The organism is Microcoleus sp. A006_D1 (assembly GCF_036702805.1).
Taxonomy (GTDB): domain Bacteria; phylum Cyanobacteriota; class Cyanobacteriia; order Cyanobacteriales; family Microcoleaceae; genus Microcoleus.
In genome coordinates this window covers 659983-681042 of record NZ_JAUBVZ010000001.1, presented here as the reverse complement: position 1 = coordinate 681042, position 21060 = coordinate 659983, and the positions used below count along the sequence as shown (strand labels likewise).

Annotated in this window: 14 protein-coding genes and 1 tRNA gene; 8 read left to right on the top strand and 7 right to left on the bottom strand. The window is 47.4% G+C overall.

The annotated features are described in order from the left end of the window. Positions 1-180: 180 nt before the first annotated feature. The 4 genes from QUB68_RS02780 to QUB68_RS02765 all read right to left on the bottom strand — a co-directional run bounded on the left by QUB68_RS02780 (position 181) and on the right by QUB68_RS02765 (position 4920). A complete protein-coding gene (locus QUB68_RS02780) occupies positions 181-852 on the bottom strand; it encodes a glutathione S-transferase (RefSeq protein ID WP_332989155.1) in 672 nt (223 codons plus the stop codon). A 330-nt stretch (positions 853-1182) separates the two neighbouring features. Continuing rightward, positions 1183-2118 carry an oxygen-dependent tRNA uridine(34) hydroxylase TrhO gene (gene trhO / locus QUB68_RS02775; RefSeq protein ID WP_332989153.1) on the bottom strand — a complete coding sequence of 312 codons (936 nt, stop codon included), beginning with the start codon at positions 2116-2118 and terminating at the stop codon, positions 1183-1185. Positions 2119-2172: 54 nt separating this feature from the next. Then, positions 2173-2244: transfer RNA gene (locus QUB68_RS02770), tRNA-Gly, on the bottom strand. Between the two features lie 273 nt (positions 2245-2517). Then, positions 2518-4920, bottom strand: coding sequence for a calcium-binding protein (locus QUB68_RS02765; RefSeq protein ID WP_332989151.1), 2403 nt, complete (start codon positions 4918-4920; stop codon positions 2518-2520). Between the two features lie 151 nt (positions 4921-5071). Here QUB68_RS02765 and QUB68_RS02760 point away from each other — a divergent pair, with 151 nt between their 5' ends. Further along, the gene (locus QUB68_RS02760; protein ID WP_332989150.1) at positions 5072-5224 is read left to right on the top strand and encodes a hypothetical protein; all 153 of its coding nucleotides are present in this window, start codon (positions 5072-5074) and stop codon (positions 5222-5224) included. Positions 5225-5422: 198 nt separating this feature from the next. Here the strand turns inward: QUB68_RS02760 and QUB68_RS02755 are convergent, their stop codons facing one another. Both QUB68_RS02755 and QUB68_RS02750 read right to left on the bottom strand, forming a co-directional pair. After that, the gene (locus tag QUB68_RS02755; protein WP_332989228.1) at positions 5423-8506 is read right to left on the bottom strand and encodes an efflux RND transporter permease subunit; all 3084 of its coding nucleotides are present in this window, start codon (positions 8504-8506) and stop codon (positions 5423-5425) included. 328 nt (positions 8507-8834) lie between these two features. Further along, on the bottom strand, positions 8835-10631 hold the full coding sequence (locus QUB68_RS02750; protein WP_332989148.1) for an efflux RND transporter periplasmic adaptor subunit: 1797 nt from the start codon (positions 10629-10631) through the stop codon (positions 8835-8837). Positions 10632-10754: 123 nt separating this feature from the next. Here QUB68_RS02750 and QUB68_RS02745 point away from each other — a divergent pair, with 123 nt between their 5' ends. The 3 genes from QUB68_RS02745 to QUB68_RS02735 all read left to right on the top strand — a co-directional run bounded on the left by QUB68_RS02745 (position 10755) and on the right by QUB68_RS02735 (position 13527). Further along, positions 10755-10970: a hypothetical protein gene (locus QUB68_RS02745; protein WP_332989146.1), complete on the top strand. Its 216-nt coding sequence runs from the start codon at positions 10755-10757 to the stop codon at positions 10968-10970. 207 nt (positions 10971-11177) lie between these two features. Next, positions 11178-12311, top strand: a complete 1134-nt coding sequence (locus QUB68_RS02740) for an AI-2E family transporter (RefSeq protein WP_332989144.1) — start codon at positions 11178-11180, stop codon at positions 12309-12311. A 148-nt stretch (positions 12312-12459) separates the two neighbouring features. Further along, complete coding sequence (locus QUB68_RS02735; RefSeq protein ID WP_332989142.1) at positions 12460-13527, top strand: ABC transporter permease; 1068 nt, start codon at positions 12460-12462, stop codon at positions 13525-13527. Between the two features lie 428 nt (positions 13528-13955). Here the strand turns inward: QUB68_RS02735 and QUB68_RS02730 are convergent, their stop codons facing one another. After that, positions 13956-17363: a PAS domain S-box protein gene (locus QUB68_RS02730; RefSeq protein WP_332989140.1), complete on the bottom strand. Its 3408-nt coding sequence runs from the start codon at positions 17361-17363 to the stop codon at positions 13956-13958. 642 nt (positions 17364-18005) lie between these two features. Between QUB68_RS02730 and QUB68_RS02725 the strand changes: the two genes are divergently transcribed. The 4 genes from QUB68_RS02725 to QUB68_RS02710 form a co-directional block, all read left to right on the top strand. Then, on the top strand, positions 18006-18350 hold the full coding sequence (locus QUB68_RS02725; protein WP_332989138.1) for a hypothetical protein: 345 nt from the start codon (positions 18006-18008) through the stop codon (positions 18348-18350). A gap of 271 nt (positions 18351-18621) precedes the next feature. Beyond that, entirely contained in the window at positions 18622-19647 is a 1026-nt protein-coding gene (locus QUB68_RS02720) for an ABC transporter permease (protein ID WP_332989136.1), read from the top strand. Positions 19648-19833: 186 nt separating this feature from the next. Next, positions 19834-20289, top strand: coding sequence for a Uma2 family endonuclease (locus QUB68_RS02715; RefSeq protein ID WP_332989134.1), 456 nt, complete (start codon positions 19834-19836; stop codon positions 20287-20289). A 98-nt stretch (positions 20290-20387) separates the two neighbouring features. Then, on the top strand, positions 20388-21060 hold a 673-nt coding region (locus tag QUB68_RS02710; RefSeq protein WP_332989132.1), incomplete at its 3' end, for a hypothetical protein.

The window sequence follows — 21060 nt, the reverse complement described above, 5'->3', positions numbered from 1 at the left end:
ATATTTACTAGAATACACTAACGCCTGAGCGACAAGAATAACATTGCATCTTAAACTTATTGCATAAATCTTTGATGGATAGGTCAACCGCAGATGTAAGGCAGATAAACACAGATCAACGCAGATAATTTTAAGAATTGAGAACAAATGAAAGCAATCTTGTCTATTGATTGCGGATAATTACGATCGCCCAAAAACAACGCCTGCACTCCCCGATTCCCATGGAGGGTATTTCTGCATCACACTAGCGTAAATTTCCGAGTCTGTGAAGGCTGTTAACCAAGCTTCTAGCTGAGGCCAAGACTGTTCGCTGAACCAACTTTTATCGGTATGGGCGAATTGACGGACAAAAGGTGCGATCGCCATATCAGCCAATGCTACATTATTACCAAACAAATATTTAGTCGCCCTTAACTTTACATTAAGTTTTTCCAGAGATAAAGCACCTTTATCCCGATGAACTTCAGCATCAACACCTGGGTAACGTTCCGGGTATTTATAACGGTCGAGATGATATTTAAATCTATCATCAAATTGAGCAATTAGTGCTAGCATTTCTGCAACATAACCTTGTTCTGGAATCAACCATTTTTCAGGATCGTGTTGTCGCAATGCCCACAACATGACATCGATACTTTCATCGAGTACACGCCCATCAACATCAATCAATATCGGTACCGTACCTTTCGGAGATACATCCAACATTTCTTGTGGTTTGTCTCGCAAAACAACTTCCCGCAACTCACACACGCGATTGCTAACCATCAGCGCCAAGCGCGCGCGCATCGCATAGGGACAGCGGCGGAAAGAATACAAAATTGGGTATATTGTTGACATATAGTCATTAGTCATTAGTCATTAGTCATTAGTCATTAGTCATTAGGAAGGCTTTAGAGTCAGAAACCGGGTTTCTTTCTAAATTTCACGTCACCCAACCAGATTTTTCAGAGAAACCCGGTTTCTTTGAGCTTGCTAATACTAGAGGAGTCAGAAACCGGGTTTCTTTCTAGATTTCACGCCGCCCAACCAGATTTTTCAGAGAAACCCGGTTTCTTTGAGCTTAGCGCTAATATTACAGGAGTTAGAAACCGGGTTTCTTTCTAGATTTCACGTCACCCAACCAGAGTTTTCCGAGAAACCCGGTTTCTTTAAGATTAGCGCTCATACTATTAATCGATCGCACTATCTAGTTCTTCCTGTAGCATCATAGCGTGCGCCGATATGTGCTTGGTTACGACGCTTAGCAAGCTCAATCTGACGTTGCCGCTCAGAAAAGCCTTGTTTTTTGGTTTCGGTTTTCGAGTCATGACAATGAGGACAACTCACACCAAGTACAAATAATTCAGAAGCCTGATCTTCCTCACTAATCGGCTCACGACAAGCGCGACAAAGTTGATAGTTACCCAACTTTAACTCATGCACAACAGAAACCCGTTCATCAAAGACAAAACATTCACCTTGCCAACGACTTTCTGCTTCCGGCACCGTTTCCAAATATTTTAAAATCCCACCTTCGAGATGATAGACTTCATTAAAGCCTTGAGAGCGCAAAAAAGCAGTAGATTTCTCGCAGCGAATGCCGCCCGTGCAGAACATTGCCACTTTAGGTTTATCGCGTAAAGCAGCTTCTTGCAGCGCCCATTCAGGCAAATCGGAAAAGCTTTTTGTTTGGGGATTTATAGCGCCTGCAAAAGTACCCATAGATACCTCGAAGTTGTTACGCACATCAACCACAACAACATCAGGATCATCAAGCAGCTTATTCCACTCCTCAGGCTTGACATATTTGCCAGCCATGAGGCGGGGATTAATGTCGGGTCTGCCCATCGTAACAATCTCGCGCCTCAAGCGTACTTTTAGGCGGTAAAAAGGTGCTTTTTCTGAGAAAGATTCCTTGTGAACCAAATCAGCAAAACGTGAATCGCTACGCAAGAATTTTAGGACTGCGTGTACGCCTTCGGGCGAGCCGGCAATAGTGCCATTGATGCCTTCTGCTGCCAGCAAGATAGTGCCTGTAACGTGATTGTTGTTGCAACAATCCAGTATCGGTGTTCTCAGGTCGGCAAAATCCGATAGTTCAACAAACTTATATAATGCAGCGGTTAAGAAATTAGCCATAGATCGAATTGATAGCACTAATTAATTTTCATAGTTTTATGAAAATTGAGTCAAAGCGGGCGGTGGGGCTCGAACCCACGACGTCCAGCATGGGAAGCTGACATTCTACCACTGAATTACGCCCGCGCTTAGTCTGTTTTACTTGCTTTCACTTTTGAGGCGTTGCGGTAAAAAATGACCTGAAAAACATTATACAACGATTTTGCGATTCTGAGTCAACCATTTTGACAATTAAGTTCCGGCAGTCGATCGCCCATCCAGACAAAAAAAGTCCTGCACCAAAGGCAGGACTAATACTTCTACTCTTCAGTCCGCGAAGGCGGACATCGTTTGTGTAGCAGCGGTTTCAACCGCCGAGGCCATTGGACAAACGATCGCCCGATCGATCGCCCTTAACCGTTAAACGAAGCGCAAAGAGGTGCTATCAAGCCCAAAGCCAGAAACTGGTTGGACGATCGCAATCAATTCGTTAGCACCCGCAGTCTTCTTGAAAATAGCCGTTCCAGCAGGCAATCCAGCGGGAGAAGCGCCTAGCACGTAGGTGCTGGGAGCGCCTTGAAGTTGGATGATATCGTCAGTTGAGTCGTAGCCGACAATCAAAGCGTAGTCGGCGGCGCCAGTGCTGCTATCGATGCCATCGTTGTAGTAGAACTTGACTGCATCTCCCAGCAAGAAGGTATCGTTGCCTTGTGCGCCAATCAGCGTATCGATTTCGCCGCGTCCGGGATTAGTGGCGGTAATCTCAACACCAACCAGGAAGTCGTTACCACGCTCGCCATTGAGGAGATCGTTGCCGCCACCACCAAAGATCGCGTCGTCACCTTTGCCTCCAGATGCGGTATCTTGGCCGTCGCCGCCAACCAGGGTGTCATTGCCGCGATTGCCAAAGAGGCTATCATTGCCGCTGTTGCCAAATAGGGCGTCGTCGCCTTTGCCTCCGAAGAAAGTGTCGTTGGCGCTATTGCCTACCAAGGAATCGTTTCCGCCGTTGCCAAACAGGAGATTGTTACTGCCTGTACTCACTAGAATGTCGTTGCGATTGCTGCCCTGGGTAGAAGGCAGTGAGCCAGTTGGTGTGGGCGAATTGCTGGCTGTGGGTGCGATCGGCAGTGCGATCGACAGATCCGGCGACGGATTGAAAACGGGTGCAGGTGTGGTTGTGCCTGTTGTTATCGTTGTGGTTGTCCCTGTTACTAACGTTGTGCTTGTACCGGTTGTTGTCGGTGTTGTCGGTGTTGGCGTTGTTGCCGGTGTTGTTGGCGTTGGTGCTGCCGTAGCCTCTGGTAAATTGGCTGTGAGGATCGCGCTACCTGAGAGGTTGGCCACAGTTTCCATGAAACCAGGGCCTGCAACAGTCGGCGATGCACCAAAAAAGTCTAAAATCACCACGTCATCCGTAGGCCGGGCTATCCCGTCTTTGTTGATGTCAATCAGCAAGCTAGTGCCTTGTCGCGTCAAGCCTGTCTTTCCCGATAACAGCGATAGCGACAAGGTAGGGCTGGTACTGATATTGTTGTCAAAATCAACAAAGTCTAAGCGATCGATGCCACCTGTATCCTGAATTTGAAATTGAAGCTGTGCAAAATCTTGCATGACATAGCGATCGTTACCTGCACCGCCTCGCAGCGTATTTCCACTGCCAAATCCGGCAGAGAGCGTATCATCGCCAGCACCGCCTTCTACAATGCTATTAAAGTTAGCACTGAGATAGTCATTGCCCGCACCGCCATCCAAGGTTGAAGAGAAACGTCCAAAAAGTGTGTCATCTCCATCACCACCAGCGAGACGGCCACTTGCATTCAGAAAATCATTGCCCGCACCGCCATCGAGGGTGTCAGTGCCGTCGCCACCAATCAGGGAGTCATTTCCCGCACCTCCACTGAGGCTGTCCTTTCCATCACCGCCTAGCAAGGTGTCATTGCCATCTAAGCCACTGAGGGTGTCATTGCCATCTAAACCAGAGATGTTGTCATTACCGGCAGTGCCTGTGAGGTTATCATTGCCAGGAGTACCTGTGAGTGAATTGCTTCCTGATGCCGCCGTAGCCTCAGTGAGATTCGCAGCGAGAATCGCGCTACCAGAAAGGTTGCCCACAGTTTCGATGAAACCAGCGCCTGCAACAGTGGGCGATGCGAAGAAGTCTAAAATCACCACGTCATCCGTAGGCCTTGCTATCCCGTCTTTGTTGATGTCAATCAGCAAGCTAGTGCCTTGTCGCGCTAAGCCTGTATTTCCCGATGACAGCGACAGCGATAGAGTAGGGCTGGTGCTGATGCTGATATTGTTGTTAAAATCAACAAAGTCTAAGCGATCAATACCACCCGTATCCTGAATTTGAAATGGAGGCGGCTGAGTATATTGCGTGACATAGCGATCGTTACCTGCACCGCCTCGTAGCGTATGTCCGCCAAATCCGACAGAGAGCGTATCATCGCCAGCACCGCCTTCTACAAGGCTATTACCTCCACCACTGAGATAGTCATTGCCCGCACCGCCATCCAAGGTTGAAGAGAAACTTCCATACAGCGTGTCATCTCCATCGCCACCACTGAGACTGCCAGTTGTTGCATCAAGAAAATCATTGCCCGCACCGCCATCCAGGGTCTCAGTGCCATTGAAGCCACCAATCAGGGAGTCATTTCCCCCACCTCCACTGAGGCTGTCGTTTCCAGCGCCACCACTGAGGGTGTCATTGCCATCTAAGCCACTGAGGGTGTCATTGCCCTCAAGCCCTGAGATGTTGTCATTAAGTGAGGTGCCGACGAGACTGTCATTTGATGATGTACCGAGAATTGTTGCCATCTTTTTTCCTGCTTACTAATAACAGGCGAGGGCGATTTTGACATCTGCACCTGGCTCTTGTTTCTCTACTATCAGGCTTTTTACCTCCAAAATTATGCTATTTTTCAAAGTTTTTTTGTGCGGCAAATGTTTGTTTTATTTGCGACAAAAAATGTTAACGTTTCAATCTGCATATTTGAACGATCGAAAAAATCTGTATGCACGCAGATATCAATTAAAACAAATTAGCAACGATCGCCCGATTTGCAGCGACACCGCAGTCGGACACGGCAGTGCCGTTTCCCTACCCGGAGGATATCTGTAGGGAAACGGCATTGCCGTCTCCTGATTTGCAGCAACACCGCAAGAGGACACGGCAGTGCCGTTTCCCTACCCGGAGGATATCTGTAGGGACACGGCATTGCCGTCTCCTGATTTGCAGCGACACCGCAAGAGGACACGGCAGTGCCGTGTCCCTACCCGGAATACACGATATTGGTAGGGAAACGGCATTGCCGTCTCCTTATTTCGATCGCACCACAGAAGAATTCGATCGTTTCTTCCCCCGTACCAGACTAAAAATCCAGGTTTGCAAACCATCCATATAGGTAAAAATCACCGGAATCACCACCAAAGTCAACAGCGTAGAAGTCATCAAACCGCCAATTACCGCCATCGCCATCGGACTCCGCACCTGAGATCCCGCACCAATTCCCAGGGCAATGGGCACCATCCCAGCTATCATCGCAATAGTTGTCATCAAAATCGGCCGCAACCGCGCCACACCAGAATCCAGCGTCGCCTCATACATCGGCTCACCTTCCTTCAGATTCATAATCGCGTAATCCACCAACAAAATCGAATTCTTCGTCACAATTCCCATCAGCAACACCACCCCAATCAAAGCGTACAAACCGAGGGATTTTTGACCTACCAAAAGTCCCAACAGCGCACCACCAAGAGATAAAGGCAATGCCGCCATAATTGTGATCGGATGCAAGAAGTTGGCAAACAACAGCACCAAAACACCATAAATAAACAGTACCGCCGTTCCCAAAGCCCCGGCGAAACCGCTGAAAATATCCTGCATCACTTTCGCATCGCCCGAAGATTCCTGTTCCACTCCAGGCGGTAAAGGATTCATTGCAGGCAGTTTCTTCACCGCAGCAACAGCTTCTCCTAAAGTCGTACCTTGCAACAAATTGCCCTCTACAGATACTTGACGAGCTCTGTCATAGCGATCGATCTGAGAAGGCCCGCTACCCAAAGTAATATCCGCCACCGCCCGCAACGGCACCAAAGTATTATTTTTACCCGGTATTTGCAGGTTTTTAATTGTTTCGATATCGCTGCGAAACTGCGATGCTAACATCACATGAATCGGAATTTGTCTGTCCGGCAAATCGAATTTAGCCAGATTCGAGTCAATATCTCCAATCGTTGCCAAAGAAGCAGTGCGGGCAATTTGCTGCACCGAAACACCTTGATCCGCCGCCCGAATCGGATCGGGTTTCACCAAAATCTCCGGCTTCACCAAACTCGCGCTCGATTGTACTTCAATTAGTCCCGGAAGTTGCCTCATTTGTTGCGTGAGAGTTTCCGCAGTTTTAGTTAAAGCTTCGGCATTTTCGCTCTTGAGGACGATCGACATTTGCTTTCTACCGCCCACACGCCCTTGAGCAAAACTCAGCCGCACACCCGGAACATCGGTAAGTTTCGGCCGCATTTCCTCTTCAAACTTCTGTTGTCCGATCCGCTTGTCGGCGGGCTTCAATTTCACGTACAGACTGGCTGTATTTACGCCGCTAGCACGCCCGCCGCCGCCACCCCCACCCCCGGAGACTGTCGGAGCACCTTCCGTCTCCAAAACGCTATCTACGGCTGGATGGGCGAGCAATAATTTCGTTGCTTGCTGCACTGCTAAATCTGTCTGTGACAAAGTGGAACCGGGCGGTAGTTCGATCGAGACAGTAGAAAGTCCAGTATCATCGCGATCGATAAAACCCGTCGGAATAAAAGGAATTAATTGCACGCTGCCGAAAAACAAGGCTACACCTAAAATTAGGACGATCGCCCGATGCTTCAGCGCCCAAGTCAAAAGTCGGCGATACTGATAGGAAAGTTGGTCTTTTTTAAGTTCCTGATCGTGTGCCTTATCCTTAAACATATAAGCCGCCATCATCGGAGTCACAGTGCGGGCTACTAACAGCGAAAACAACACCGAAGCCGAAACCGTCACCCCAAAAGGTCGAAAAAACTGACCAGGAATTCCCGGCATAAAAGCCACCGGTGCAAACACCGAAACAATCGTCATCGTCGTCGCAACGACAGCCAAACCAATTTCAGCAGAAGCATCCAAAGAAGCTTGATAAGGCGTTTTCCCCATCCCGACGTGGCGTTCGATATTCTCAATTTCGACGATCGCATCATCGACTAATATTCCCACCACCAGCGACAGCGCCAACAAAGTCATGCTGTTAAGCGTATATCCCACCATCCTCAGCACAGCAAAAGTAGGAATTGCCGACAGCGGGAGGGCCACAGCAGCAATCAAAGTCGCCCGCCAATCCCGCAGAAAAATAAAAATAGTTATTATTGCTAAAGCCGCCCCCAAAATCAAAGCATCAACAGAAGCTTCATAGGAATCTCGGATGTGATCTCCTAAAGTATAAATAAGTTCTAGCTTGACATCGGTTGGCAAAGTTTTTTCCATTTTCTTAACAGCTTCCCGCACCGCTTCTTCCACAGTCACCAGAGTGCTACCAGTGCTGCGGAGAATAGAAAAAGCCACGACAGGCTTGTTGTTGAGCCGCGCCGCCTGACGCGCTTCTGCATAGCCTTCATCAACTTTTCCCAAACTGGAAAGCGGGACAAAACCGCCTTTAGGCAAAGTAATTTGATAAGCTTTCAACTGTTCGATAGTTTTGGCACTGCCGATGGTGCGAACTGTTTGCTCGGAATTGCCGATTTCAGTTCTGCCACCGGGAAGATTGATGTTAAAATTGCGAATTTGGTCGTTAACTTGGGTAGCTGTAATCCCGAGACTTTGCAGTTGTTCCGGGTTTAAATCAACTCGAATATCCTTATCTCTGCCTCCAATTCGCTGCACTTGAGCCACACCTTTGACGGAGAGGAGGACGCGACTGATATTTTGGTCGATTAATTCGCTTAACTGTTCTACCGTTTGGCGATCGGAAACCACGGCGTAGGACATAATGGAACTACCCGCAAATTCCACCCGCTTGACAACCGGATCGTTAATATCTTGCGGCAGACTTTGGCGGATTTGGGCGATCGCATTGCGGACATCATTCGTAGCGCGATCGCTATTCGTGCCCAACAAAAAGTTAACCGTCGTATTAGAAGAACCATCGTTAACAGTAGAAATAATGTGGTCAATATTGCCCAAACCAGCCACAGCATCTTCTACTTTCTTCGTAACTTGCGATTCAAGTTCGGCTGGATCTGCCCCCGGTTGGATAACAGATATCGAAACAGAAGGCACATCGATATTAGGTGAATCATCAATACCTAAAACCGGAAATGATACTAAACCCCCGATTGTCAGAATTAAGAATAAAACAATCGTGGGGACAGGCTGTTTGATCTACCAAGCCGAAATGTTGAAAGACATAATAGGAATTGGTAATTGGTCATTGGTCAGCTATTGCGTATTTGAATTAAATGTTCGGGGCGGGCAAGATGCCCACCCCACAAAAGTTTGACTATTTATTGACATACAATTTGAATTTAGTGCAGCTCAATTCAAAAAACATTGAGTTGACATTTTAATACTCTTACAAATCTTGTGGAGTGGGCATCTTGCCCGCTCCAAATATGTAGCAACCAACTAATCGCAAGGTGCGTCAGGGGAAAATTATTAGTCTGTAGTTGTCAAATTCTGCCCTGACGCACCCTACAATAATGACTAATGACTACTGACTGCCGACTTTCACCCGATCGCCATCCTTAAGATAACCAGCACCAGCAACAACCACTTTATCCCCCGCTTTCAGCCCTTTTTTAATCTGAACCTGAGCGCTCGTCAAATCCCCAACCGCGCCCCCAGTAATCTCCCCAACCACCACCGGCTGAGCCTGCACCTTGTCCTCGCCCACAAGTTTGTAAACAATAGAACTGCCATCAGACTGAGGTAAAATAGCCTTAGCAGGAACTTTCAAACCTTGCGCCGTCGCCGTCGAAATCGAGGCGCGCAAAAACATTCCCGATCGCAAAAACTCACTTCCAGGCAAATCAATCTTCACCGTAGCCTGTCGATTTTGCGGGTCAACTAACGGCGAAATTTCTCGCACAGTTCCTGACAGCTTAATCCGCTTGTCAGAATCAGAAGTAATCTGCACCGCCGTTCCCGGCCGCACTTGCGAAACCTGAGTTTCCGGCACTTTCAATTGCAGTTCTAGCTTGTTTCCCCGAATAATCGAAAATAGTTTTTGACTCCCCGAAGAAACATCACCAACTCGACCAATTCTTTCGGATACAATACCGCTGTCCGGCGCTCGGACGATAGTTTGTTCGAGTTGAGTTTGCAACTGTTTGACTCGCGCATCATTGCTGCGGACACCTGCTGTATTGTTCCCCACATTTGCTTTAGCGCTACTGATAGTTGTGGCCGCAGTATTCACCTTAGCTCTCGCACTGGTGACAGCAGCTCGCGCGGTATTGATATTAGCTTCGGCATTAACTACTTTAGCTTGAGCCGATCGCACTTCTTCCGCTGCTTTGTTCTGTTCTTCTAAAGCTTTATTCAAATCAGCCTTAGTTTTATTCACATCTTGAACAGCAGTTTCTCGTTCCGTCTTGCGCTTTTCCAAATCTTGCTGGCTGATTACTCCTTGAGCCGCCAAATTTTGGGTGCGATTTACTTCTCGTTGGGCTTGAGCTAATTTGGCCTCGGCGGAAGCAATGCCAGCTTTAGCTTGATTCACACCTGCTTTAGCTTGCTCCACACCAGCTTGGGCTTGGCCGACACCTGTTTTAACTTGCGCTAGCTCAGCCACGGCTTTTTCAACGCCAGCTACGGCTTGAGCGACACCGGCTTCGGTTTCTTTTTGGGTAGATTGGGCTTGCTGTACCTGAGCTTGCGCTTGTTCTACCGTAGAGTTTGCCGATTCTACTTTAGCAACTGCTTCGGCAATTTGCGATCGCAGCACCGAATCATCCAAAACCGCCATCGTCTGACCTTTTTCTACCGCATCCCCTTCCTTCACCAAAACCTGCTTGATTTGCAAACCGTTGGCTTGCGGCAGCACCGGCAGCAAATCGTAGGGGGCCACAGTGCCCGTCGCTTCCAGAGTTTGAGCCACCTCGGCTGATTCCACAGGCGCCACTGTCACCGTTTGAGCTGTCCCCTGCTGAGCTGCGGCTGGGGCTGCAACTGGGGGACGCGCGCTCTGCTTACCCGCAGTCAAGTGTACTGCTAGCAGCGTTGCAGCCACGCCCATCCCTGCGCCCGCCAACAGCGTCGGCCACCTGAGTCCTTTACTGGGCGGAGCTTCTGGCTCTTCTGGTTCCCAAACTTCTGATTGTTCCCCATCGATTTCTGGAACTTCTAGAGGAATTTCTCGTTCATCTTCCTCAGAGGAGAAGTGCCAGCGAGACGTATCTGAGATGCCAGTTTCAGGCGCATCCACTACTAATTTCCTGTCGCGCCCGGTCTGCACTGGGACAAGCGGTGGCTTTTCTTCTGCTTCTGAAAAAACTTGATTCGTCACGGTAGTTCCTCCCGCCGGTTTGAGCCTTCGGTTTTTTATATTGTAAAGAAAGATTGCGGTTTTAATATCTAGTTCATTTTAGCCGAGTGCGCCAGCGATCGCGCGTCCTCCTTTTGGGTGAGTGTGGCGCTATTTCACGTGTTCCTGGCGGTTGGGATCGAACGAGAGTGCGATCGACATTTAACTCATGGGGCTGACGGCATACTGGATATTAGGGTGATTTGCGATCGTTCAGGGCGATCGGGCTTATCTAATCTCTCTTCGCGGTTTTGCCGTCACCAACTCATCAATGCTCTGAGAATTCAGTCTAATCTTGAACTAATTACTGCTAATCTATAATGCAATACGCTTGCGTTAAAACTGTTTATTGCCCGGAGATCCCCTTGGGAAGGGGGACGCGAGAGAATGCTCTTGTCCCCCCCTTGGGAAGGGGGGTTAGGGGGGATCTCCGGGCTTAACTGAAACGTATTGATCTATAATATGTGTGTTGTAGAATACGGCACAGCGGCTGAAGTAATTATACCAGTTTAATTGACAAAAATCAAAATGAATAGTGTCTTTTCTCCCCTCCAACAGTTTCTAATTACTTGGTTGCTAGTGCTAGTGACTGGATGGTTTACCCTGACTGCTATCAATTATGTTGGGGAACTGGTCAGCATTTTAGTAACAGCGGGACTGATTGCATTTTTATTAAATTATGCAGTAATAAGACTGCAAGTATTTTTGCCGCGGGGAGTAGCTGCGGGGCTGGTTTATTTGACTGCGGGTGTGGTAGTAGTAGTCATCGGTTTAACTATTGTACCGCCGGTATTCAGCCAAGCGAGGCAGTTGGGGGTGAGGTTCCCGGATTTGCTGGAGTCTGCGCGGCAGCAGTTAGGTGAATTTCAAGCATGGAGTGCCGATCGCAATTTACCATTTAACGTGCAAATATTAGAACAGCAGCTATCCGCGAAAGTGCAGGAACAAGTGCAAGCAATCGCAGGTACAAGTTTAGGTTTAGTTGTCGGTACCGTTAACTGGTTTCTCGACTTAATTCTGATCCTGGTAATTTCATTTTATATGCTCTTAGACGGCCAAAGAGTGTGGCAGGGTTTGACCAGCATTTTTTCGCCGGATATTCGTTATGTTTTAACCGATACTTTGCAGCGAAACCTCCAGCGATTTGTCTCGGGACAGTTATTGCTGGGAGTGTTTATGGCTACCACGCTAAGTCTAGCTTTTTGGTGGCTGCAAGTGCCGTTTTTTCTGTTGTTTGCCGTGTTTATCGGATTGACGGAAATAATTCCGTTTATTGGAGCAACTTTGGGCATTGGTACTGTTAGTATAATTGTAGCGTTTATCGATTGGTGGCTGGCGCTGCAAGTGTTGGCAGTTGCGATCGGTCTCCAGCAAATCAAGGATAATTTAGTAGCACCCCGAATCATGGGCAATCTCACCGGATTGAGCCCGGTAATTATTTTCACAGCTTTGCTGTTAGGAGGTAGAGTGGGAGGATTGTTGGGAGTTATCCTGGCAATTCCGCTGACTGGGGTTGTCAAAAGTATAGTAGAAATTGTACTCAATCCCAAATTACCTCCACAAACAGGCTCATTTTTCTACAATCCCTTTAGCGGCGAGGAATTGGGCAAAATTGTCGAAAATGAAACTAGAATAATTTTGGTTCCAGATGAAAAAAAATAGTCTAATTTTTGTAGTAAGTAAATCATTACAAAAAACAATAGTATATTGTAGGGGCGGGTTTAGCTAAGAATCTATGATACACGCCAGTTGATCGAGGCAAAACCCGCCCGACCCATCTAATGTTTATTTGTACTCAAACCTAAAACTTATGAAATGGTGGCAAAATCTTAGAAAAAATCCTCTAGCTCGGTTGGGAGCAGTGGTGCTGTTAATTTTTTATACAGTCGCACTTTTCGCCGAATTTGTGGCACCTTACAACCCCTACGACTCTGAATTAAATGGTTCCTTGCTGCCGCCGACTCAGATTTATTTAAGTACCCCAGATGGTCGATTTATCGGGCCGCACGTTTATCCGACAACTCAGGGGCCGGTGGATGCGAATACGGGCGCTCGCGAGGTAATTGTAGACTGGCGAAAACCGTCTGCTCTGGGTTTGTTTGTCAAAGGTGCTCCCTATAAGTTTTTAGGAATTTTACCATTTGACAGGCACTTGGTTGGCACTACAGGAGAAGGTAAAATAAACATTTTAGGCACCGACGAACAAGCTCGCGATCAATTCAGCCGCTTAGTACAGGGCAGCCGAATCAGCCTCAGTATCGGTTTAGTTGGCATAGCAATTTCTTTTCCATTGGGATTGTTAATCGGAGGAATATCCGGTTATTTCGGCAGTTGGATTGACAGCATTTTAATGCGCTTCACCGAAGTATTGATGACGATTCCCGGTATTTATTTATTAGTAGCGCTAGCAGCACTTCTGCCCCCGGGATTGACAAGCGCTCAGCGATTTATATTGATTGTGCTGATTACATCATTTATCAGTTGGGCAAGTTTAGCACGAGTAATTCGCGGTCAGGTACTGTCAATCAAACAGCTAGAATTTGTGCAAGCGGCGCGGGCTATGGGCGCCAACCCAATTTATATTATTGTCCGCCACGTCTTGCCACAAACTGCAACTTATGTAATTATTTCTGCTACTTTGTCGGTGCCGGGTTTTATTGTGGCGGAATCGGTTTTGAGTTTAATTGGCTTGGGAATTCAACAGCCTGATCCTTCTTGGGGAAATTTGCTATCTCTGTCTACGAATGCTTCAATTTTAGTGTTGCAGCCTTGGTTGGTTTGGCCTCCGGCTACACTGATTATTTTGACTGTTTTGGCCTTTAATTTATTGGGGGATGGGTTGCGGGATGCTCTCGATCCGAGAAGCATTCAAAGGTAATTGGGAATTGGAAATTAAAATATTTGTAGGGGCGGGTTCACCCAAATTTATATCATCAAATCCCAGAAATAATAAACCCGCCCCCACCCATCGCAGATACTCAAAAACTTGTTCCGCAATCAGGGTTAGTTGGTTGGGTGGGGGCGGGTTTATTAATATTTGAGAAGGGATTTGCCCGACAAAAATACATCAAAAATACCAAGATTTGTAGGGGCGGGTTCACCCAAATTTAGCTCATCAAATCCCAGAAATAAAAAACCCGCCCCATCCCATCCCAGATACTCAAAAACCTGTTCCGTAATCGGGGTTTGTTGGTTGGGTGGGGGCGGGTTTATTAATATTTTGGATGTGAACCAAAGATTTTTGGTGAACCCGCCCCTACGAGATTTGGTAATACAATTACCACTTACCAATTACCAATTACTTGTTTAAGTATTAACAGGTAAGCTGATGGTAAAAGTAGAACCAACACCGACTTGACTGTTTACTGAAATATTGCCGCCCATCATAAGACAAAAACGCTGGCTGATTGCTAGTCCCAAACCTGTGCCGCCGTACTTGCGCGTGGTAGAAGCGTCTGCTTGGGTAAAGGGTTTAAAAATTTGCTCCAATTCGTCTGGATTCATCCCAATTCCTGTATCAGTACAATTAACCACTAAAAATTCTTTACTGGGATTTGAGGATGGAGAATTTACCGCAGGTTCTGAAGTGTTTTCTTGTCTGGCTTCGCTGCTGTAGCCCGCGTTTTTTTCTCGGCTGGCGCTGAGGGTAATTGTACCGTTTTCTGTGAATTTGGCGGCATTGCTCAGCAAATTTAATAAAATCTGCCGCACTTTGGTAATGTCACCCTGCATAGTGCCGATATTGCTAATTTGCTGTAAGTTTAAAGTGTTATGATTTTTCTCAATTAGCGGCGCGGCGGTGTCGGCGACTTCTCCAATTAAGGCGGCGATGTCGAAGGTTTCTAAGTACACATCCATTCGGCCGGCTTCGATTTTGGAAATGTCGAGAATGTCGTTAATTAGCGATAGCAAGTGTCTGCCGGATGTGCGGATTTTGTCTAAGTCTGGGGTGAGTTCATCGTAGCCCAATTCTTCGGTTTCTTCTTGGAGCATTTCGCTGTAGCCGATGATCGCATTGAGAGGTGTTCGCAGTTCGTGGCTCATGTTTGCCAAAAATGCGCTTTTTGCGGTGGAAGCTGCTTCGGCTGCTTCTAGGGCGAGTTGCAAGGCGGATTCAAAGACTTTGCGATCGCTAATATCCTCGATACTGCCTTCATAGTAGAGTACCTCGCCGCTGGCATCGCACACTGCACGCGCGCTTTCAGAAATCCAAATTACGCTGCCGTCAACGCGGTAAACTTCTGACTCAAACCCGGAAATTTCTCCGAATTCTTTCATCACTCGCATAAACTTCTCGCGCTGCTGGGGATTGACGTAAGCTTGCTGTCTGATGTTTGTGAGATTTGAGATCAATTCTTCGGGAGTGGCGTAGCCGTAGATGCGGGCTAAAGCTGGATTTACGCTCAAAAAGCTGCCTTCGGGGGTGGTTTGAAAAATGCCTTCGACTGCGTTTTCAAAGATGCTGCGGTATTTTTGTTCTGCTTGACGCAGTGCGGTTTGTGTCCGATCGCGATCGCTAGCTTCGATCGCCAATGATACCAAATCTGCGAGGGAAGCAGCAAAATTTTGTTCTTCTACTGTCCAGTTGCGAGCAGTGCCCCCCTGTTCGATACAGATGACTCCGACTGTTTGTCCTCCCAGCCGCACCGGCGCATCCAAGGTTGATGTGATGTTACTTTGTGCAAAGTAAGATCCCACAAATTCTCTGGTTCTAATATCTGAGAGAGCGTCGTCGGCTGCGATCGTCCGGTCTTCTTCCAAAGCTTTAAAATAAGCTGGATAGTCTGCTGCTGCGACTTCGACACCTTGGGAGTGCTGGTGGTTGCTGCGCCTAAATTGGTCGAGACATTGCAGTTTCGAGCGGCTTTCGTCGTACAACCACGCTCCAGCCCCTTCTGCATCTAGGGTATGAGCAGCAGCTTCGGTGATTTCTCTCAAAGCTACTTGCAAATCGCCTCGATACAGCGCTTTATTTCTTGCCAATTCTAGCAAAACCGTATTTTGTTTGAGCAATTGTTTTTGCCGCATCCGCCGCACCGATTCGGCTCGCTTCTGTTCGGTAATGTCGCGGGCCACCCAAATTACGGATGCTTCTGACAGCGGCGAAATGCTGGCGGCAAAACAAACTTCGCGGTTGTCAATAGTTAAATTGTACTCGATGCTGACTGTTTCTTGAGTATCTAAAGCTGCTCGGATGTTGTTTAAAAAATAGTCCGCCGTAGCTTGATCGAACAGCTCTCTGATTGTTTTGCCAACTAATTCGGCGGCTGGTTTGTAGAGCATGGAGATATTTGTGGGCGCGATTTTTAAGTAGCGTCCGCTGGCATCCACAACTATAATTAATTCGTGCATCGCTGCAAACAAAGCCCGCAATTCTGCTTCGGCGGCTTCGAGTTCGGCAGTCCGCTCTGCTACTCGCTGTTCTAAACTGGAGTTGGTTCGTTCTAGGGCTACAAAAGACGATCGCAATTGTCTGGCCATCTGGTTGAAAGACTGAGCCAGAATGCCTAGTTCGTTGACGCCTTTGACTTCGACTTCGCCGTCTAATTCTGCGGAGGTGAAGTCGGCAGATTCGGACATTTTTGTTAAAGCTTTGGAAGCTTCCAGCAATCGGGTAATTGGTTCGACAACCCAGCGAGAGGTGAAAATTCCCAGGACGATCGCCAAGATGAAGGCAAAAAAGCACAATAAGATAGTTGTGCGAGTGTTGGCGTTAATTTGCTCCATAAAGTCTGCTTCCGGGATGGCTACGACAATCAGCCAATCGAGGCCGCGGCCGTCTCGCAGGGGAGCAACCGTAATAAATTGACGTTGGCCGTCTAGATCGAAGGTAAACTGTCCTTGGCTGTCAATTTGTGCAAAACTGCCAAATCGTTTTTGCAAGTATGTGGAAGCCGATCGAATTAGCAAATTTTTGCTTCTAGTCGCCAACAGCCGTTTCTGTCCGTCTTTGTCTGTGATAAAGGGCAATTCATCTGTGGAACTGGCGACTATTTCGCCGCTGCGTTCGATCGCAAAAACTTCTCCTGACGGGCTAATTTTGATGCTTCTGAGAAAATCGCTGATTTGAGAAAGAGTCAGGTCAATTGCTAGTACCGCCCGCAGGTTTCCTGTTTCATTGTAAATCGGCATCACGGGCGTAATTCCCAGAACTGGCGAGGCCGTGAACACGTAGATCGGAGACCAAGTGGCTTTTTCTGCCTGTTTGGCAGCTTGGTACCACGGTCTAGTACGGGGGTCGTAGGCTGCGGTTTGGATGAGTTTAGTGCGATTTCCTTGGCTGTCGAGGCGATAAATTTGGCGATCGGGAGCGGTTGATTCGTCTCTGATGTATACTAAGTTTTCTGCTTCCCGTTTGAGCAAGAGGAATCTGCCCTGTTCGTCGCCGTAGTAGATTGTTGTAGCGAGATCGCTCAGCTTGGTCTGGTTCCACAAATAGCGCTCTAGGTTGGGAAAGTCATCAGGGTCTAGGTTTCCAGAGGCGATCGCAGCAGTATTCATTTGCAGGAACAGGTGAGACACATCCCCAAAACTGCGAAAATTTTCTTTAGTCCTAGCTGCGACTTCCAAGCTCAACCTGGTAGCAAGATCATTGACGGCTTGCTGGCCGTTGCGAAATGACAGCCATCCTGTGACGCCGACTGCTACGGAGATTTGCACCACCAGGGGTATCAACAAGACTAGGCTCAGTGACATCTTGGGCGAGCTTTTCATCAGACCACTGCTCAGACTTTTAAATAACATCAATATTATTTTGACACCTACCGGGTTTGCGTATCGTTTGTCGTTTAAAAGATGCCCTAGATATGATAAGGTACAAAGTCGCACAAAAAGAGTGACGTGCTGTACCGGGTCTCTCAAAACTTGGCTGAGGTTTCAACCGCTACTGTAAAAACTTGTAATATTAATCATGCCACTACTTGAGTGAATCGGGCGATCGCGATCGGCGAAGGAGGGGGCAAAAACTCACACCAGGTAAAAAAAGCAACTGTATGCCCGTGCTCCAAACCCTTAATTTATCAGTCATTGCCAATTATTTAATCTCAAATCTAAAGTCTAAAATTCTATCACTTTCTCCGGGTGCAGATGACGCACCTTACCGCTGCTTCATAAAAATCACATTTTAATTTTTTCTACATTCCCATGAGAAATGTAAGTTATTTGACAATCCTCTGTTTAAAAATTTGCTATTAATAGAATAAGCGGGCAAAATCCCGATCGCACTAAAAGAGGGTAATTGAAGCATCTGCGGTTGATCGAGGGCAGCCAAGTAAACTGTTTTTGGCTTTTTTGGACGATGGCTTGCGCCCCGCTACGCTACGAGCTGTGAGCAAAATAATACTTCTGGAGGATGACATGAGCTATACATTTGAAATCCTGGGCGTATCTCCAACTTTAACGTTTTTTAACCAGCACCAGGAATTGCTGCAACAACAGCAGCCGTCCGGTGTAGAATACTTAGGAAACCGGAAGTGCACTCTCGATGCGTTTGTGGCATCCGTGGAGACAGTTTCTCCCTATCGCGGCTGGGATGTCGATCGAGTCGTAGACACCGTAATTAGTTTCTGGATGAACAACTCCGAGAGCATCCAGTATTGGAAGCACAGGTTGCAGGATGCCGGCAGCGAAAACTTGTTAGTAGCCAGAGTAGGCGATATCAAGTCTTTGCAAGCCGCATTTGAATCGCTGCTGGGCACATAGGACTTACACAAAAAGTGTTTGGCGCGGTAGTTATTGATCTGGTGTGTACTGCGCACCCTACATCATTAGGTTCTGCGTCAGACATTTTGCAATTTCGTTGATTCGCGACACAGAAGTCACAGAGCTATAATATTGGTTTCTTCCACATTCAATCCGCCTTCTACATTCAACTAATGACTAACAACTAACAACTAATGACTAATGACTACTGACTACTGACTACTGACTAATGACTAATGACTACTGACTACTGACTCCGCAAGCAAATTTTATGTCTCGTTCAAAAGCCCTGCAATCTTATATATTTGTCCGCTTGCTCCTGGCACCGCTAATGTTGTGGACAATCACCACAGCAGTATTTTTGCTGCTGCGGGCCACTCCGGGCGACCCCATTGACGCCATTCTCGGCTCGCGAGCTCCCGCCGCCGCCAAAGCAGCAATGCGAACCCAACTCGGCCTCGACGCGCCCCTGTGGCAACAATATCTCAAATACATGAAAGACTTGTTAGGCTTCGATTTGGGAACCTCCATCACCACTCGCGGACAAACCGTTTGGCAAATTATCGGAGACTATTTCCCCGCCACAGTGGAATTAGCAGTTTGTAGCATGGCCATAGCTTTAATTGTCGGCATCAGTATCGGTTCCCTGGCAGCATCCCGCCCCAACACTATTTTCGATGCTGTAGGCCGTTTGTTTGGCATTATCACTTACTCGCTGCCGGCTTTTTGGGCCGGCATGGTTTTGCAGTTGATTTTTGCGGTGCAATTAAGCTGGTTTCCGTTGGGAACTCGCTTTCCGGTGACATTAAGAGCCCCCCAAGGATTCACGGGATTGTACACTGTAGACAGTCTCCTGAGCGCTAACCCCGGTCAGTTTCTCACAAGTTTGCATTATTTGGCACTCCCGAGTTTGACACTGGGCATTCTGTTGAGCGGCATTTTTGAGCGCATTGTGAGGGTGAATCTCAAGCAAACATTGCAAGCAGATTATGTTGAAGCAGCTAGAGCTCGGGGCATTCCTGAATTGCAGATTTTATGGGCTCACGCTCTGAAAAATGCGCTAATTCCGGTGATTACTGTCTTAGGATTGACTTTTGCTGCTCTGTTGGGTGGTGCTATTTTAACGGAGGTTACTTTTTCTTGGCCGGGGCTGGCAAATCGCCTTTACGAAGCGATTAGTTTGCGGGATTATCCAACTGTTCAAGGTATTGTGGTGTTTTTTGCGGGAATTGTCGTAATTGCTAGTATCGCAATTGATGTTTTGAATGCTTACATTGACCCGCGAATTCGGTATTAAAGCAAGTTGGTTATTGGTTAGTTGTTAGTTGTTATTGGTTAGTTGTTATTTGTTGCGAACAACGATTTTTGTCAGTTGTTATTGTTTAGTTGTCAGGTGTTACCAACTAACAACTAACAACTAACAACTAACAACTAACAACTAACCAAAAAAAGTAAAATTAGTTGCAGGACTGATTGACAAAAAATGAAAACACAGGGAACCGGTTATGCTACAGCGATCGTACTTATTCAGAAATTGCTGGAAAAGCTCTTAACAGATGAGGTTTTGGTGCGGGCGCAGCTACCAATTCAGTTAGGCGCTGCACAACCAAAACCGTCGATCGCAGTTGTGATGCCAGACTTGCTGCGCTATGCTGAGAGCCACCCCATCGCCTCGGAGATATATCTGCTGATCGAAATAGCGGATAATACCCTGAAAAATGACTGCGAGATTCAAGGAACAATATATGCTAAATCAAAAATAGACGATTTTTGGGTGCTAGATATCAACGAACGCCAACTTCACGTATTTCGAGAACCCTCAGAGGACGGGTACAGGAGTCAAATGATTTTGTCAGAGGACGCGACTGTGGCACTCTCAGCTTTTTCTAAGTGTACTTTCTGTGTGCGCGAGATGTTGCAGCCAGCGTTAGCCCGCTAAGAAGGATTTGTCAAAAAATCGGCTTTTAGAATGAGGGCACGAGAGCAGTTTCTAAGCAATACTGGAGCAAATAAAATACAACATTTGAGGAAGTGCTGATGAGATTATTGCGCCTCGTAGCCGCTCTATCGGCTGCCTTGACCCCGCTGATGGCTGAAGCTGCCTTTAGCCGTCCCATGCCGGGAACAGCTCAGTTTCCCAGAGCCTCAAACCCACGAGTAGACGTGCCGGTTTGCTTCATCGAAACCCCAAGCGGCACAACTTTTGATTTAGTCAGCTTGTGCGGCACCAATGCAGCTCCCCGAAACGCGGCTCCGACTGCCGACAACCCCGCCAATGCTCCTGCAAATAACCCCAATGCAGCCAATCCGGGTGCGGCTCCGAACCCCAACAGCGTCACCAGAGATGCTGCCGGCACCCCGATAACTACTCCTGCGGGTACGAATCCCAACAATCCCAACAATCCCAATAATCTCAACAATCCCAATAATCCCAATAATCCCAACAATCCCAACAATCTCAACAATCCCAATAATCTCAACAATCCCAATAATCAGAATAATCTCAATCCGGGAAATTCCCCGAATACCAATCCGAATAATCTCAATCCGGGAAATTCGCCGAATACCAATCAGAATAATCTCAATCCGGGAAATTCGCCGAATACCAATCAGAATAATCTCAATCCGGGAAATTCGCCGAATACCAATCAGAATAATCTCAATCCGGGAACTTCGCCGAATACCAATCAGAATAATCTCAATCCGGGAA

Coding starts and splice junctions, on each gene's coding strand:
- QUB68_RS02780 (WP_332989155.1), bottom strand. CDS start 852: ATGACTAATGACTATATGTCAACAATATACCCAATTTTGTATTCTTTC.
- trhO (WP_332989153.1), bottom strand. CDS start 2,118: ATGGCTAATTTCTTAACCGCTGCATTATATAAGTTTGTTGAACTATCG.
- QUB68_RS02765 (WP_332989151.1), bottom strand. CDS start 4,920: ATGGCAACAATTCTCGGTACATCATCAAATGACAGTCTCGTCGGCACC.
- QUB68_RS02760 (WP_332989150.1), top strand. CDS start 5,072: ATGTTAACGTTTCAATCTGCATATTTGAACGATCGAAAAAATCTGTAT.
- QUB68_RS02740 (WP_332989144.1), top strand. CDS start 11,178: ATGAATAGTGTCTTTTCTCCCCTCCAACAGTTTCTAATTACTTGGTTG.
- QUB68_RS02735 (WP_332989142.1), top strand. CDS start 12,460: ATGAAATGGTGGCAAAATCTTAGAAAAAATCCTCTAGCTCGGTTGGGA.
- QUB68_RS02730 (WP_332989140.1), bottom strand. CDS start 17,363: ATGAAAAGCTCGCCCAAGATGTCACTGAGCCTAGTCTTGTTGATACCC.
- QUB68_RS02725 (WP_332989138.1), top strand. CDS start 18,006: ATGAGCTATACATTTGAAATCCTGGGCGTATCTCCAACTTTAACGTTT.
- QUB68_RS02720 (WP_332989136.1), top strand. CDS start 18,622: ATGTCTCGTTCAAAAGCCCTGCAATCTTATATATTTGTCCGCTTGCTC.
- QUB68_RS02715 (WP_332989134.1), top strand. CDS start 19,834: ATGAAAACACAGGGAACCGGTTATGCTACAGCGATCGTACTTATTCAG.